Here is a 16,600-nt window from a genome sequence, read left to right on the forward strand (position 1 = left end):
AAAATCACCTTGCGGCGTTTTTCTGAAAACGTTTGGGAATAAATTTCGAAAAGAACTTTTTATAAAGGTCGACATCAAACAATACCGAATCTGTAGCTGCTTTGTAGGAAAGAAAAAGTCCGATTGGGGTTAACACAAAGATAGCTATCCACATACCTACCAATGGCGACATGTCGCCTTCCTTAACCGACTTCTCACCTATGGTAGAAATAATATAATAGATAAGGAAGAATATAACCGATACAACAACCGGCAACCCTAATCCTCCTTTACGGATAATTGCTCCTAAGGGCGCGCCGATTAAAAACAGGGCAAGGCAGGCTACAGATAGCGTAAACTTCTTCTGGTATTCTACAATGGAACTTCGTATCTCGCGCGAAACATTTTTGTAATTATCCGCACGTAGCTTTATTGCGTTCTTAATAGATGTGGCTTCATTTGAGGCATTTGCAATTGCTGTCGACTTTATGTTTAGATCCTGGATGCGATCTTTTACAACAGAGTCTGGTTTATAAGGTATATAAGCCACCGTTTTATTTTTGTATTTATGCGGGAAAGCGAAGTATCGGTAGTATGCCCCAACAAGTCTAAAATTAGTGGTAGCGCCACTGTCTATATGATGCTGCGTTGAGTCGCGGTAATGACGCAGCTGCTTAGCGTTCATCATTTGAAAGTTGCGGCTAAAGTCGCTCTCCGCAGTACGTTTCAAATCGAAAACAGAAAGGTCAAACTTTTGCTCGGTAGTTTTAAACCTAAACCGTGTAAAACGCTGCCTATTGTTGTTGCCGTACTGCCCGGGATTCTCCTCGTACCTAATGCCGTCCTTTAACTGCAATACCAGGTATTGATTGTTTGGCGTACGATACTGGAGGCCCTCCTTCGCAAACAACACATTATTGTTATTCTCTGCAGGATTACGCTGATAGATCATAATGCCGTGAAGCGTTTGACCGTCGGGGTCTTTACGATCTACCCGGATGGAATATCCCTGAAAGCTATTGTTAAATACGCCCTCTTTAATCAGGAACGCAGACTTTTGCTGCCTGGCATCATACAGTAATGAATAAAACTTAAGATTGGCGATAGGCAGCATGTAATCAGAAAACAAGAAAGCCGATATGGCCAGAACACTGATTACAATGATCATGGGGTACATAGCTCTTCTTAGCGAAATGCCGGCCGACTTGATGGCCACCAGTTCGTAGTTCTCTCCTAAGGAGCCGTATGTCATGATGGATGATAACAGCACAGATAGCGGCAACGCCATTGCTACATTAGTGGCGGACGAGTAAGCCATTAGCTCGAGGATGATATACCACTGAAAGCCTTTGCCTATAAGGTCGTCGATGTATTTGAAGAGGAATAACATCAACAACACGAACATCACCACGAAAAACGTGACGATAAACGGCCTGATGAATGACTTAAGAATTAAAAGATGTATCTTTTTCAATAACGCAAAGTTAGCTATTTGCCAAATGCAAAGCTTTGTAATTATAACGATAAGAAAAGCGGAAAATTGGACAACAAAAAAGCCACTTTAGCAAGTGGCTCTACTGTAGCGGGGAGCAGGATCGAACTGCCGTCCGTTAGCTAACGGATATGAACACTACACTTTGTTGATCTCGTGAACTAAATTCCAAATGAATTTACGCCCTTGCTGCGACTTTAATTCTTTTTCCCGTTTAAGCGTTTCGCTTTTAGATTTGAAAACCTCCGTATGTGCAATCACCCAAGGTCGATATTTTATGGTGTGCCCCTTAGTTGCAAGTTCGTTATGTGATAAAAAGCGCTGTTGCAGGTCGGCCGTATAACCAACGTAGATCTGATTGTGTAAAGGCGAATGCAAAACGTATACCGTAAACATAATCATTAAATAAAAAAGCCCCGAAAAGGGGCTTTAAAAGTAGCGGGGAGCAGGATCGAACTGCCGACCTTAGGGTTATGAATCCTACGCTCTAACCATCTGAGCTACCCCGCCAAAAATTTTATTTAAGAACAAACGTCCGTTAGCTAACGGATGTGAATCCTACGCTCTAACCATCTGAGCTACCCCGCCGTGCCTTTCTTAAAAAGGTTTGCAAATATAGGATAAAATCGCTTTCTTTAGAAAATATGTTCACTTTTACTCCCCGTTAACTTAAACCGTGTTGACCCTTATGTCCGAAAAAAAGAAATTTCATATTGAATATGAGATTAAGTCTTCTCCACGTATTCTTTTCAATTTTATAAGTGAACCCAACGGTTTAATGCAGTGGTTTGCCGACCAGGTGCTGGCACGAGATAACGACTACACGTTTATTTGGGATGATGGAGAGCAGCAGAAAGCAAAGTTGCTTATCTACAAAGAGAATAAGCTGGTACGATTTAAATGGCTCGACGACGAACCGCAATGCTATTTTGAGATGGAAGTAGTGCAGGATGAACTTACCAATGATGTGGCATTAAGTATAACTGATTTTGCAACGCAAGAATCGATTGCAGAACGCAAACAAATCTGGGACAGTCAAATACAATATCTGGTGAGCGTTATAGGCGCTTAATCTACCTTACAATATTTACAAAGCCACTTTCACGAGTGGCTTTTTTATTTCCCAAGGTTCGAAACCTGATCAATAAAAAACCCTTGCAGCTTGCTGCAAGGGTTTCGATTGTAAAAAAGATCTGGTTTTGAGCTTCTTATTTATTGGTATAAAATACCAACTGTGCAGGTGCAAAGTAAATCTCGGGCAATGTTGATGTTGCCGGCCTTGCAGATGCTTTTAATGTAATCGTGGTGCCCGGTACAGCGTAGTCAGCAGCCAGGCCACGACCTATAATGGTATAATATCTGCCCGGCGCTAATGATACGGTGCTTGATACTGCTCCAACTTTTGTAGTTGTAGCTGTAGCATATGCCTGGAAGGTATAACTTGATAGGCCTGAGCTATTAACCGGAACCGCGATAAAATCGCTTGCACTGCCATAAGCAACATTTGTAGCAAATGTAGTTGTAGTTGCAGCCGACGCGCCGGTAAGCGTTACGGTTGATGCCAGATCTAACGCGCTTGTAGCATTAGGGATCATGTTGGCAAAACGCACGTAAGCTTTTGTGCCATCTGTTTGTGTGAATTTATCTTCAATAACTTTAATGCCTACAGGTGCGGTAGCAGACCCCGGAAGTCCTAAAGTAAAGATGGTGTAATAAGAATCATCTGAGGTGTTTTGTGTAACAGAACCAATTGTGGTGCCCGGCGCAGATGTTTGTGCCGTTGCTAAGGCCGGTACGTTTGTGGTTGTCACCACTTTGATAGCAGTTGCACCAGAACCTACAACCGCATAGTTGCTACCCGGGAACAGCCCCAGGTAAGTTGTTGTAGAACCGGTATAGTTATAAATGATACCGGTGGTAATTGAGGTAGTCAGGCTGTTATCTGTAACAGAAAGCGACTGTGACGGTGTGATCTTGGTACCGTTTACATAACCGTCAACCGCAGGTAAACCCGGAGCTGTTTGCACAAACTTTAAGTTTGTACCGGTTTTAACATCGCCAAACTGAGTAATTACGCTTTTTTTACATGCTACCGCGCTAAGCGCCAGCAAGCCCAGAAATATATATTTTGTTTTTTTCATTGTAATTCTTTTTAAGCGTTATGGCAAAATAAACCAAGGTTTAGTGGTGTGGTAATCCGGTGCTGTAGCGCCAAATGACTGCAAAGCCGGAATGTTCCAGATGTACTCTGAATTGTAACGCGGCCTAACTACATAAACCTGTTTACCTGCATTGTCGGCATATAGGGTTCCAGGTTTAACAAATCCCTGGAAAATATTTGCGTCGTACTGGTAACGGCGTTCATCTGCCCATTGCTCAAGCGGATTCCATAAAAACAATGAGATAAACTTCTGTTGTAGGATATCACTCAGTTTTAATGTAGCAGCGGACTGGCGTACGCTTGGACCTGCTAAATACGCTGCTTGTGCAGTCGCCGAAATATAATTCGTGCTACCTGTTAAAGCGCCACCAATTGGCGGATTGCTTGCAAATTCCAATGCTCCTTTTACACCATTAATGTAGGCCGTATAAGCACCTGCGAGGTCACCTTTCTTAAATAAAGCCTCGGATTTCATGAATTGCAAAACCGGGTAAGTCATTAAAACACCACGTGAATTGTCGTTGAACAGGTATTTAGCTGCCGAAGTTCCGGAGTTAGCAGTTGTAGCACCTGCAAACTGTGGGATCAATGTATTGGCGTCAGATGAGTTCGGATCTCCAAGAGGTGGTATAACACCTCGGTAGGTCCTGTCTTTACTTCTATTTAAAAGTAAAGGTAAACGAGGGTCTGCAAGTGTGTCTTGCGCGGCTTTTCCTGCTAAGATTCGACCATCAAGTAACCTAACGATGAAATCAGATTGACGGAATCCTGCTAAGTTACCGCGTGTAGGGCCCCAGAAGTTGGCGTCGCCTGAGTTTGATCCGGTGTTTTGTACGCTTGCGTTATCTGCATTGCTGGCAAAAGAAAGATCAACATATTTGGCTACAGAGTCTGCGCTAAAAGTAGCCTTGTTGCTTAGGTGTAATGCATTAGTAGCCATTATTGAGTAAATAAACTTTACCCATTTAGAACGGTCGCCATAATACATATAATCACCTTTAGCTAAAGTTGCAGAAACGCCTGCATTACCATCAGCCTTTGTCGCTTGTGCAAAAAAGCTTAAGGCCTGGCGGCACTCTCTGATTACCTCTGCGTAGACGTAGTCCGGCGAGTCATAGTTAAAGGTCAGCTTGGTTGGGTCAAACGCCTCTTTAACGATCATATAATTGTACAGATCGCCGCCTGTTTGCCAGCCCCAGGCACGCAACGCATGCGCAACGCCTAAGTATTCGTACTTGTTGTTAGCCATCGCGTCCTGCATCATCAGGGTTACGTTTTGGCCTAAGCTAAAATAAACTGTACGCCACATTTCACCTGCTGAGTCGCTTCCGGGAACGTAACCTTCCTGGTCCCAAACATTGTTGGCGGTAGACGCACCCCACATTTGTGAATACTGGCCAATGTAACGGCTGTCATACCATACACCACGCTCCATACCTGCTTCAATAGGCGGCAGCAATGAAGCTGCGTCTACGCTGGTGGGCGCATTAGGGTTGGTGTTTATATCAACAAATTTCTTACAACTGTCCAGCGTACCTAAGGTTAACGCTGCAGTTATGATATATATGAGTTTTTTCATATCCTTTTAATCTCCTTATAATTTCACACTTACACCAAAAGAAACAACCCTTGGCGTTGCCACCGCACCATAATCAAAACCTTGTGCACCTGCACCTCTGGTAGCAGAGTTTGTACCGTTAACTTCCGGATCTGCGCCTGTGTAGTTAGTGATCAGGAACAAATCTGTTGCGGTAACAAACACACCCGCCGACTTGAAGACCTTCTGGTGCGACAAAATTGATTGAGGCAACGTATAGCTTAACGTTACGTCGCGTAAGCGAATTGTGTAAATGTTGCGCTCAATAAAATCAGACTCGATAGCATTGGTATAGTAACCGGTTTGATAGTAAGGCGTAACCTTTATTGTATTTACTGTAGGGTTAGCAGAGTTTTCGTTGCCGTCTTTTAATACGCCCGGCACCACAATAGGTGTCAACCTATTCAAGGTGCGGGTGCTTAAGCCATAGCGGGTTAAGAACAACTCATTACCGTTAAACACATCGCCACCCTGGCGCCAGTCTACTAAGAAAGTAAGCGCGAAAGATTTGTATGTAAAGCTGTTACCTACGCCTAAAGTAAATTTAGGCTGGCGGTCACCAGTGGTAACAAATGTTCCATTGCTAACAGGCATACCGCTTGATGGATCTACCAATATCTGGCCTGCATTATTCCTTGCATAAGTGTAAGATGCGATGTTAGTTAAGCTGCTGCCCGGGAATATACTTGCACGTGCGTTAGCATATAACCAGGTATCAGAGTTGTAATATTCAGGCAGGTTACCCAAATTGATCACTTTACCTCTGTTGAGGAAGAAGTTCATAAACGGCTTCCACGTAAAGTTTTTGCTTGAGTAAGCGGTACCGTTCAATGAGATCTCTATACCTTGATTTTGGATCTCGCCACCGTTTACCAATTCCAAGATGTAGCCGGAACCGTAGCTAATACGCGGGTCAAATATCTGGTTAGTTGCACGGTATTTATAGAAGTTGATCTCAGCTCCTAATTTGCCTCCCCAGAATTGTAACTCTGTACCTAACTCCATTTGATAATCTTTCTCAGGTTTCAGGAAAGGGTTGTTACCTGTAACGTCATACGCGTAACCACCACCAGTTGTTGCTTGCTGCAATACACTGGATTTGATTTTGTACGGCGCAAACGGGTCTTTACCAACACCTGCGTAAGAGAAGCGTATCTTACCAAAAGTTAAAGTTTGGTTGCCTTTTAACATCGGCAATTCAGAGAAATTAAAACCAACACCTGCCGAAGGATAGAAATAAGAATCTTTTTGAGTGCCTGCTAAACGTGATGAGTAATCATTACGTGCAGTAGCATTAAAAGTGATCAATTCTTTCCACACTAAGCTTAAACGGGCAATTTCACCAATACGGCGTGTTTCTGCATAGTTGGTTACAGCGCGTTGTGTTGTAGGTGTAGTATTGTTGATGGTATTAAAATCGGGCTGAAGGAACCTCTCACCGTATTGGCTATTCACAATATCCTTACCATCGTAAACCTCGGCACCCACTGCTAAAGTAGCGCGCAAGCCGCCAAACTGATGTTTAGCCGTTGCGAAGAACGAGCCGTTCAATAACAAGTTGTTATCGTCATAGTTATCTATGATACCACCAGAGAAAATACCATTAGTAGCAGCAAATGTATTTACGACCGAATTTTGGTATGACGAACTATACTGGCTTAATAAGTTATTGCCTTGGGTAGTGTAGTAGTCGATACCCACCAAGCCACGCAGGTTTAACCACTTGGCAGGGTCATAAGACAAGTCAACATTACCTATTAATCGGTTTGTTCTGTCCCGGCTGATGTTGTGATGAGCATCCCAAAACGGGTTGTCAAAATCAATGGCTGCGTCAGTTACGATGTTGGTCAGCTTTGCCGGTAACAACGTACGGCGGCTGCCGTCAGGGTTTTCATAAACGCGCACATCATCATTAGTAGGCCATGATAAGGCATTGATATACGTACCCGAATTGCCTTTGTTTAGCTTGCGGTTATCTATATTAAAATAGTTGAAGCTGGCACTGCTGGTTAACTTTGAAGTGATCTTAGACTGGCCTGCTAAACGCAAAGAAAACTTATCGTTATAAGCTACAGGTAACACACCACCTGAATGGCGGTATTCTGCAGACACGCGATAGCTTGACAAATCATTACCGCCAGAGAATGATATGTCATGTGTTTGCGACATACCTGTCTGGAAGGTGTTCTGCAAGTTATTGTAGGTCTGCGTTCCGGGTGCATACGCCGGTCCGAAAGCATTTCTCACAGTTGGGTCAAGATAACCGCTGCTGCCCGGTCCAAATGTTTTTTGGATCTGAGGAAAGCGATATTCACTGGCCCAGCTAAAGTTGTTGTTGTAAGCAATGCTGCCATCGCCACTCTTGCCTTTTTTAGTAGTAATGATAATGGCACCGCCTGCAGCATCAGAACCGTAAACAGCGGCGGCATCCGCCCCTTTCAATACGGTTACCGTCTCAATATCATCGGGGTTAATGTCAGCAATACGGTTGGTAAAGTCCTCGCGGCGGTTATCGCCGTTGGAAGCCAATGAACTTTGCGCCGTAGCGTCATTGTTTACACGGATACCATCAACGACATACAGCGGCGAGTTATTACCACCAATTGACGTGATACCACGTAAAACCACAGTCGCAGACGCACCGGGCAAACCGGTAGAGCTGGTAACCGTAGCACCGGCCACGCGGCCTTGCAACGCGGTTACAAAGTTTTCGCGGTTGGTTTGAGCAATCGCGGTACCGGATATTGTCTGTGTAGACGACGTCAGGTCGCGCTTTTCTTGCTTAACACCAAAACCTGTTGTAACGGTTACTTCTTGAAGTGAAGTAACATCTGCTTTCAGCTGTACATTAATGGTTGTTTGCGAGCCAATAGTACGTTCTGTAGTTACCGTACCAGTAAAGCTGTAAACCAGTACCTGGCCGGCATTGGCCCTGATAGAATAGTTACCGTTAGCATCTGTGCTAACAGCGTTTGTGGTCCCTTTGACCTTTACAGTGGCACCAGGCAGTGGGCTGCCGTCTTCACTTGTAGTAATTTTTCCGGAAATGGTTAGCGCCTGCGCCATAACTTGCATTACACCGCATAAACTTACCAGGAAAAACAGGAGTAGAATTTTCTTCATACGCGCGTTTATATTTTATTAGAGGTTAGCCTGCGCTCAAGTCATCAAATCTGATAATAACATGACAACGCAGATGTAAAGAAACTTCAAAAAATTGGATTTCCACGCAGGAGAGGCAAGGTATTTTGTTTTGTAACATGTTTGTTACCATTGGATGATGGCCTTCGTGTTTGACTTACACACGAATGAATGCTAATTTCAAATCCACATTCATTGTCCACATCTGTTATGAAAAATGTATGAATGTTAACAAATTTTTAACATTGCTTCCAAAAACATTATAGATTTTTGCGAAAGTTCATTTAATCACTTAAAACAGCAACTATGCGTAAGTTTCTACTTATTATTTTAGCGCTTATTGCCGTAGCGACAACCCAATTTAAGGCTAATGCCCAGGGGGTAACTACTGCAAGTTTAAACGGTATTGTATCCGACAGCAAGGGGCCAATCCCCGGGGCTACAGTTACCGCTACCCACACCCCAACAGGTACAGTTTACACAGCAGTAAGCCGTGCAGATGGCCGTTACAACATTCCTAACTTAAGGGTTGGCGGGCCGTACACTGTGAAGGTTTCCTTTATCGGCTATTCAACCTTTCAGCAAGATAACCTCACTTTAAACATTGGCCAGGACCAGCGTATCGACGCCCCCTTGCAAGAAAACAACATTGCGTTGAAAGAAGTAAAGGTTACCGGTACCGGCAGCAAAGTAATTAACTCGTCACGCACCGGTGCGCGTGAGACAGTTACACGCAGCCAGATCGACAACTTGCCAACAGTTAACCGTTCATTGAACGACTTCACAAGCTTAACACCATCGGCAAACGGCCAAAACTTTGGCGGCCGCAGCAGTACATTTAACAACTTGACCGTTGATGGTGCATTGTTCAACAACTCATTTGGTTTATCGAGTACATTGGGCGGTCAAACAAGTTCGCAACCGATATCTCTCGACGCGATCGACCAGATACAGGTTGATATCGCTCCTTTCGACGTTCGTCAGGGTAACTTTACGGGTGCAGGTATCAATACGGTGTTAAAATCAGGTACAAACACTGTAAAAGGTACCGTTTATGATTTCATTCGCGGTACCGGTTTAACCGGCTACAAAGCGGGTGATGTTACTATTGCTAAAACGCCATTTACGTACCGCTCAACAGGTGTTGCTATAGGTGGACCTATTATCAAAAACAAATTATTCTTATTCGTATCCGGCGAGCAAGAGCGTATACAACGTCCTGCTAATAGCTATGTAGCTGCAGGTTCCGGTGCAGATGGCAGCGCGTCTAACGTTAACGCATCCACACTCAATGACATAGCGAATACGTTGAAAACCAAGTATGGTTATGATCCGGGGCCATACCAGCAGTTTAACTTTGCTACCTACAGCGATAAAGCAACAGTTAAGTTAGATTGGAACATCGATAAAAACAACGTGTTGAGTGCTAAGTATTTCTACTTAAAATCATACGCAGACCAACCGCCAAGTAACTCTGGTATCACTAACGGTGGTGTTGGCTATGGCACAACCCGGGCGGCAGGTCCTAATACGCTGCCATTCTTTGGTGCCGGCTATCGTATAAATAACAACTTTAACATCGGTATCATCGAGTTAGACAGCAAGTTCAGCAACAAGGTGTCTAATAAGCTGACTGTTGGGTATTCAGCCTTGCGCGACTTCCGTGCATTCTCTGGTAGTTCTACCATTCCGATGGTAGATATCGGTAACGGAACGACAACTGCTGCAGGTGTCATTACTACCGCTCCAAGCGCTACATTAACCAGCTTTGGGTCTGAACTTTATACTGCAGGTAACTTGTTAAGCACCAACATCACTCAGTTTTCTGATGATGTGAGCATTTTTGCCGGCGCACATGAGATCACCATCGGTACTAATAATCAAATCCAAAGCTATGTAAATGGTTTCGCTCCGGATTATAACGGTCTATACACTTATGCTTCTGCATCAGACTTTATAAATGGTTTGCCTGCCCAAGCTTATACTTATCGTAACTCGGCCCTGCCTGATGGTTCTTTCCCTTATGCAAAGATCAAAGCAGCAATCTTGAGCTTGTATGCCCAGGACAAATGGCATGCCACAGATAATCTGCGTATTACTTACGGTTTACGTGCAGATTATGATATCTTCCCAACCAGCTTAGCTTCAAACCCTAATGCAGCGGCCTTAACATTCCAGGGTGGTTATCCAAACGGCATACAGGTTGATCCATCTAAACTGCCAAACAACCGTGTTTTATTATCACCACGTGTTGGTTTCAACTGGGATATATTTGGCGACCAAACCACTCAACTACGTGGTGGTACAGGTATCTTCACTGGTTTAATCCCTTTTGTTTGGATATCTAACCAGGCATCAAACAATGGTCTGTTATTCGGTTCGGGTACAGTTACAAAAGCTGCTACCCCTAATGATCCCCGTTTGATCTTCAATCCAAATGTTGATGCTAACCGTCCGGCTTCTACAGCAGCTAACACTTCTTATGAGTTAGACGTTACAGACCCGAATCTTAAATACCCTCAAATCTTCCGTACTAACTTAGCAGTTGACCAAAGGTTACCGTGGGGTATCATCGGTACTATAGAGGGTGCGTATACTAAAGACATCAATGCCATTTATCACCAAAACCTGGTATTGTCTAATGCTTACGCAACACTTCCGGGTGTAGAAGGCCAGATCCGTTACGCATCCCGTAACATTACACCATCTGCCGCTTCACCTCAAAGTGCTACCAATCCTGCAATCACCGGCCTATATTATATGACCAATAGCAGCAAAGGTTATTCTTACTTTGTAACTGCACAATTGCAAAAGAGCTTTGCAAACGGTTTATATGCTAATATCGCTTATACACATAGCGGCGCCAAAGACGTAAACGATGGTGGTTCTACCGCGTCTACCATCTGGAGTACACGTTATGTAGCTAACGATCCTAACGCTAATGTGGTTTCAAACAGCTCTTATGTAATGCCTAACCGTGTTATCGCGACAGCTTACTATAAGTTGAATGAAGGCAAGATCGGTACTACAACAGTTGGTTTCAAATTCGAGATGGCAAACAGTGGTGCAGTATCATACATCACCAGCGGTGACCCTAACAACGACGGTGCTACCAACGACCTGATGTACATTCCGCGTAATCAAAGCGACATTATCCTGGTTAAAAACAGCGCGACTGATACCCGTACTACTGACCAGATCTGGCAACAACTGGATGCTTTCATTAGCCAGGATAAATACCTGAACAGCCACCGCGGTCAGTTTGCAGAGCGTAATGGCGTTATCTTACCTTACTTTAAACGTTTAGATTTCCATGCTGCTCAGGATATCTTTATTCAAACAGGTAAAGTTAAAAACACGCTACAGGTTACTTTTGACGTGATCAACTTCACTAACTTGCTGAATAAAAACTGGGGCTTATATCAAAATTCTTACAGCGGTTTCGGTAACGGTGCAACAACGGTATTGCGTTATGCAGGCTTAGATGCAGCCACCGGGCGTGCAACTTATGCGTTCCCTCAGCTTACAGGTTCGGCAACCGGCCCTACACAGTCATTCATTAATGACACAAGTGCAGGTTCACGCTGGTACGCCCAAATTGGTTTAAGATATATCTTTAACTAAGACCGATAACTTTATAGCTCAAAGCCGGCTTGATTATTTGAGCCGGCTTTTTTTGTACCTTAAGTTCTTATATTTTCTAATGGAACATTCAACAATAGAAGAACGCGTGAAACTCGCTGAAACGCGCATATTTAAAGCGGTATTTCCGAATACTACTAATCACTACGACACCCTCTTTGGCGGTACGGCCATGCACCTGATGGATGAGGTGGCCTTCATAGCTGCCACCCGCTTTAGCCGAAAGCGTGTGGTAACTGTCTCGTCTGACCGCATAGATTTCAACAAACCTATCCCAGCCGGAACCATCATAGAATTAGTTGGCAGCATCGCGCATATAGGCAATACTAGTTTAAAGGTATTGGTAGAAATCTTCATTGAAGAGATGTACTCCGAAGTTAGGCAGAAGGCCATCACCGGTACATTTACTTTTGTAGCTATAGACCAGCACAAGAACCCGGTGAAGGTAATTTAATGAATTTTGAATGCCGAATTTTGAATATCGAACCTTGAAAGGGATTACCTTCTCAAGGTTTTATCTCTTCGATAAGATCCTTCACTCTGAATGACATAGCTAATCTGTTCCACAGCTCCTTTTTCTTTGGAGAGGGCTGGAAAAGGGTAGTACCGATAACCAGCTATTAAACAAAAAACCTCACCGATCGAACGATGGGCTTTAAGTAACTCTCATAAAGGAGATAACTCCCTATAGCTATCGGGTTGGCGCCCTACTCTTCCATCAGTCAGTGACGGACGGGTGTAACATGTGACAGTTTCTCTAACAATACTGACTTATTAGTATCTGGCGAGATCATGTCATCATTATAAGTAATTGTAAATCAACAATGCACGATCGTGTCAGTGTTTCAGCTTTGCCGTTTTTTTACTCAAAAAGTGTCACATACTGTCACATCATGTTACAGCAGTGTTGGAATGTTAGCAAGATTTTAAAGCGATTTTGCACTCTGGTATAATCGGCATACCAATAAGTGGCCCAACCCCTATCCAAGGAAAAGGGGCTTTCTGCGAATTCTGAAACTATCTACTGATCGATTCTTATTTGGTCTTTAAAGGAGGATAGGGAGAGTTATCTGGCGACCTATCCCGAACTTGATTAGGGAGTGTTGGCGGGAGAGGTCTAAGGCCCGGTTGTTGGTCGGAGATCTTCTGATTGCTGTGATAAGTGAAGCTAAGGCAAACAAAAAAGCCTCACCGAATGAACGATGAGGCTTTAAGTAGCTCCAATAAAGGAGATAAGATTTGGCGCCGACCTACTCTTCCACGTATTACCGCAGTACCATCGGCTCTGGCGGGCTTAACTTCTCTGTTCGGAATGGGAAGAGGTGGACACCGCCGATATAGGCACCTGAATATTTTATAGTTGGTGAGTGGTTAAGTGGTGAGTAGTTAAGTAGTTTACAACCACTCTCTATTCTCTGCTCACTATTCACTATCACAAACAATGACAATAATTGAAAGAAGTACTTGAAGTACTGAGTAAACAACAGTCTTGTTGTTTTTGATTGGGTGGTGCGGGCGGAAACCCGCACCACTTATCTGTTGTCGAAGAAAGCTTCGGGCAATTAGTATCACTCGGCTATGGTGTCACCACCTTTACACCTGTGACCTATCAACGTAGTAGTCTGCTACGACCCTCAATGGAAGTCTCATCTTGTGGCTAGTTTCGCACTTAGATGCTTTCAGCGCTTATCTATTCCCAACGTAGCTACTCTGCAGTACACCTGGCGGCATAACAGATTCACCAGAGGTTAGTCCAACCCGGTCCTCTCGTACTAAGGTCAGCCCCACTCAAACTTCCAACGCCCACAACAGATAGGGACCGAACTGTCTCGCGACGTTCTGAACCCAGCTCGCGTGCCACTTTAATGAGCGAACAGCTCAACCCTTGGGACCTTCTCCAGCCCCAGGATGTGACGAGCCGACATCGAGGTGCCAAACCTCCCCGTCGATATGAGCTCTTGGGGGAGATCAGCCTGTTATCCCCAGCGTACCTTTTATCCTTTGAGCGATGGCCCTTCCATGCAGAACCACCGGATCACTATATCCGTCTTTCGACCCAGCTCGACTTGTCTGTCTCACTGTCAAGCAAGCTTATGCTATTGCACTCCGCGTACGGTTACCAAGCGTACTGAGCTTACCTTTGAAAGCCTCCGTTACCTTTTTGGAGGCGACCACCCCAGTCAAACTACCCGCCAAACAATGTCTCCCGCTTTGCAGGATTAGACACCAGATACAGAAAGGGTGGTATTTCAACGTTGACTAACTTACTCCTGGCGAAGCAAGATCACAGTCTCCCACCTATCCTACACATCCTGTAGCCGATATCAATGTTAAGTTGTAGTGAAGGTGCATGGGGTCTTTCCGTCCCGTTGCGGGTAACCGGCGTCTTCACCGATACCACAATTTCACCGAGCTCATGGCTGAGACAGCGCCCAGATCGTTACACCATTCGTGCAGGTCGGAACTTACCCGACAAGGAATTTCGCTACCTTAGGACCGTTATAGTTACGGCCGCCGTTTACCGGGGCTTCGATTCAATGCTTCGCTATTGCTAACTAACATCCCCTCTTAACCTTCCGGCACCGGGCAGGTGTCAGGCCTTATACGTCATCTTTCGATTTTGCAAAGCCATGTGTTTTTGTTAAACAGTCGCCTGGGCCTTTTCACTGCGGCTTGTATTGCTACAAGCGCCCCTTCTCCCGAAGTTACAGGGCCATTTTGCCGAGTTCCTTAGCCATGATTCACTCGAGCACCTTAGGATTCTCTCCTCGACTACCTGTGTCGGTTTACGGTACGGGTTTTTACAACCTGAAGCTTAGCAGGTTTTCTTGGAAGTCTGATTACCATCACTATCCACTCCCCCGAAGGTTCGCGGTACTATCAGCTTTCAGCAAGTCTCACGTACTTTACAATGAAACCTATACCTACTGCCTTTAACGTGCTATTCCGTCAGCACGCGGATGTGTCACTACTCCGTCACTGCATCGCAGTTGTAAAAAGTACTGGAATATTAACCAGTTGTCCATCGGAATCCCCACCCGGGTTATCCTTAGGCCCCGACTAACCCTGATCCGATTAGCGTTGATCAGGAAACCTTAGTCTTTCGGTGGGCGGGTTTCTCTCCCGCCTTATCGTTACTTATGCCTACATTTGCTTTTCTGTAAGCTCCACATGCACTTGTCGTGTCATGCTTCACCGCCAACAGAATGCTCCCCTACCAGATGTACTGTAAAGTACAAATCCATAGCTTCGGTATACCATTTAATGCCCGATTATTATCCATGCCCGGCCGCTCGACTAGTGAGCTGTTACGCACTCTTTAAATGAATGGCTGCTTCCAAGCCAACATCCTAGCTGTCTGTGCAGCCGGACCTCGTTAGTTCAACTTAATGGTAATTTTGGGACCTTAGCTGATGGTCTGGGTTCTTTCCCTCTCGGCCCTGGACCTTAGCACCCAGAGCCTCACTGCAGCGTATATTATCAAGCATTCGGAGTTTATCTGGATTTGGTAGGATTTGACTCCCCCGCACCCAATTAGTAGCTCTACCTCTTAATAACTTTACCGCCACGCTGTTCCTAAAAACATTTCGGGGAGTACGAGCTATTTCCCAGTTTGATTAGCCTTTCACCCCTACCCACAACTCATCCGGAAACTTTTCAACGTTTATCGGTTCGGTCCTCCAGTACGTGTTACCGCACCTTCAACCTGGTCATGGGTAGATCACAAGGTTTCGCGTCTACCTCCTCTGACTGCACGCCCTGTTCAGACTCGCTTTCGCTTCGGCTTCGTGCCTTAAACACTTAACCTTGCCAGAGAAGAGTAACTCGTAGGCTCATTATGCAAAAGGCACGCCGTCACCCCTTACGGGCTCCGACCGCTTGTAAGTACACGGTTTCAGGTTCTATTTCACTCCCCTGTTCGGGGTTCTTTTCACCTTTCCCTCACGGTACTGGTTCACTATCGGTCTCTCAGTAGTATTTAGCCTTACCGGATGGTGCCGGCTGATTCCCACAAGGCGTCTCCAACCTCGCGGTACTCAGGATCCTGTTAGGTCATTATTGCTTACGCTTACGCAGCTCTCATGCTCTCTGGCAAGGTTTCCCAACCTCTTCAGCTTCACGTTAATGTACCATGTCACAGTCCTACAACCCCGCTATTGCCGTAACAACAACGGTTTGGGCTTCTTCCCTTTCGCTCGCCACTACTCAGGAAATCACTATTGTTTTCTCTTCCTCTGCTTACTTAGATGTTTCAGTTCAGCAGGTTCGCGCATTTATGCATCCATTCTTCAAATGGATAGGTTTCCCCATTCGGAAATCTCGGGATCAATTCATATTTGCTAATCCCCCGAGCTTATCGCAGCTTATCACGTCCTTCATCGCCTCTGAGAGCCAAGGCATCCCCCGTGTACCCTTTCTTACTTTCTTCTACCTATAACGCTTTTGCTCGCTATGGTATGTCTTTATTATTTGTTCGGTCGTTTTTCAGAGTCAAGAATCAAGATACAAGAATCAAGACCGAAGTCTTGCTACTTGATACTCAGTACTTGATACCTACTAAACAACTTCCCTACTGTTGTTTCTCAGT

At 44.8% G+C, this 16,600-nt stretch carries 8 protein-coding genes, 1 tRNA gene and 2 rRNA genes; 3 read left to right on the forward strand and 8 right to left on the reverse strand.

The features are described from left to right. Positions 1-4 precede the first annotated feature (4 nt). The 3 genes from GO620_RS13710 to GO620_RS13720 all read right to left on the reverse strand — a co-directional run bounded on the left by GO620_RS13710 (position 5) and on the right by GO620_RS13720 (position 1,981). A complete protein-coding gene (locus GO620_RS13710) occupies positions 5-1,453 on the reverse strand; it encodes an LptF/LptG family permease (protein WP_157526820.1) in 1,449 nt (482 codons plus the stop codon). A gap of 156 nt (positions 1,454-1,609) precedes the next feature. Continuing rightward, positions 1,610-1,867, reverse strand: coding sequence for a GIY-YIG nuclease family protein (locus tag GO620_RS13715; RefSeq protein WP_157526819.1), 258 nt, complete (start codon positions 1,865-1,867; stop codon positions 1,610-1,612). Positions 1,868-1,907: 40 nt separating this feature from the next. Further along, positions 1,908-1,981 (reverse strand) — tRNA-Met (locus tag GO620_RS13720). 178 nt (positions 1,982-2,159) lie between these two features. Between GO620_RS13720 and GO620_RS13725 the strand changes: the two genes are divergently transcribed. Next, entirely contained in the window at positions 2,160-2,543 is a 384-nt protein-coding gene (locus GO620_RS13725; RefSeq protein WP_157526818.1) for an START-like domain-containing protein, read from the forward strand. Between the two features lie 136 nt (positions 2,544-2,679). Here GO620_RS13725 and GO620_RS13730 read toward each other — a convergent pair whose 3' ends face one another. Genes GO620_RS13730 through GO620_RS13740 form a run of 3 tightly spaced genes read right to left on the reverse strand, consistent with a single transcriptional unit; the run spans position 2,680 to position 8,352 of the window. Next, the gene (locus GO620_RS13730) at positions 2,680-3,612 is read right to left on the reverse strand and encodes a DUF4397 domain-containing protein (protein WP_157526817.1); all 933 of its coding nucleotides are present in this window, start codon (positions 3,610-3,612) and stop codon (positions 2,680-2,682) included. Positions 3,613-3,630: 18 nt separating this feature from the next. Further along, positions 3,631-5,211: a SusD/RagB family nutrient-binding outer membrane lipoprotein gene (locus tag GO620_RS13735; protein WP_157526816.1), complete on the reverse strand. Its 1,581-nt coding sequence runs from the start codon at positions 5,209-5,211 to the stop codon at positions 3,631-3,633. Between the two features lie 15 nt (positions 5,212-5,226). Beyond that, positions 5,227-8,352 carry a SusC/RagA family TonB-linked outer membrane protein gene (locus tag GO620_RS13740; RefSeq protein WP_157526815.1) on the reverse strand — a complete coding sequence of 1,042 codons (3,126 nt, stop codon included), beginning with the start codon at positions 8,350-8,352 and terminating at the stop codon, positions 5,227-5,229. A 324-nt stretch (positions 8,353-8,676) separates the two neighbouring features. On the opposite strand from GO620_RS13740, the gene GO620_RS13745 reads away from it, so the two are divergent. Continuing rightward, positions 8,677-11,994: a TonB-dependent receptor gene (locus GO620_RS13745; protein ID WP_157526814.1), complete on the forward strand. Its 3,318-nt coding sequence runs from the start codon at positions 8,677-8,679 to the stop codon at positions 11,992-11,994. 79 nt (positions 11,995-12,073) lie between these two features. Next, positions 12,074-12,466: an acyl-CoA thioesterase gene (locus tag GO620_RS13750; RefSeq protein ID WP_157526813.1), complete on the forward strand. Its 393-nt coding sequence runs from the start codon at positions 12,074-12,076 to the stop codon at positions 12,464-12,466. Positions 12,467-13,249: 783 nt separating this feature from the next. Here the strand turns inward: GO620_RS13750 and rrf are convergent. Together rrf and GO620_RS13760 are read right to left on the reverse strand one after the other, a co-directional pair. Further along, positions 13,250-13,361: ribosomal RNA gene (gene rrf, locus GO620_RS13755) — 5S ribosomal RNA — on the reverse strand. Positions 13,362-13,554: 193 nt separating this feature from the next. Continuing rightward, positions 13,555-16,441 (reverse strand): 23S ribosomal RNA (locus tag GO620_RS13760). Positions 16,442-16,600 lie beyond the last annotated feature (159 nt).

Source organism: Mucilaginibacter ginkgonis (genome assembly GCF_009754905.2).
Taxonomy (GTDB): Bacteria; Bacteroidota; Bacteroidia; order Sphingobacteriales; family Sphingobacteriaceae; genus Mucilaginibacter; species Mucilaginibacter ginkgonis.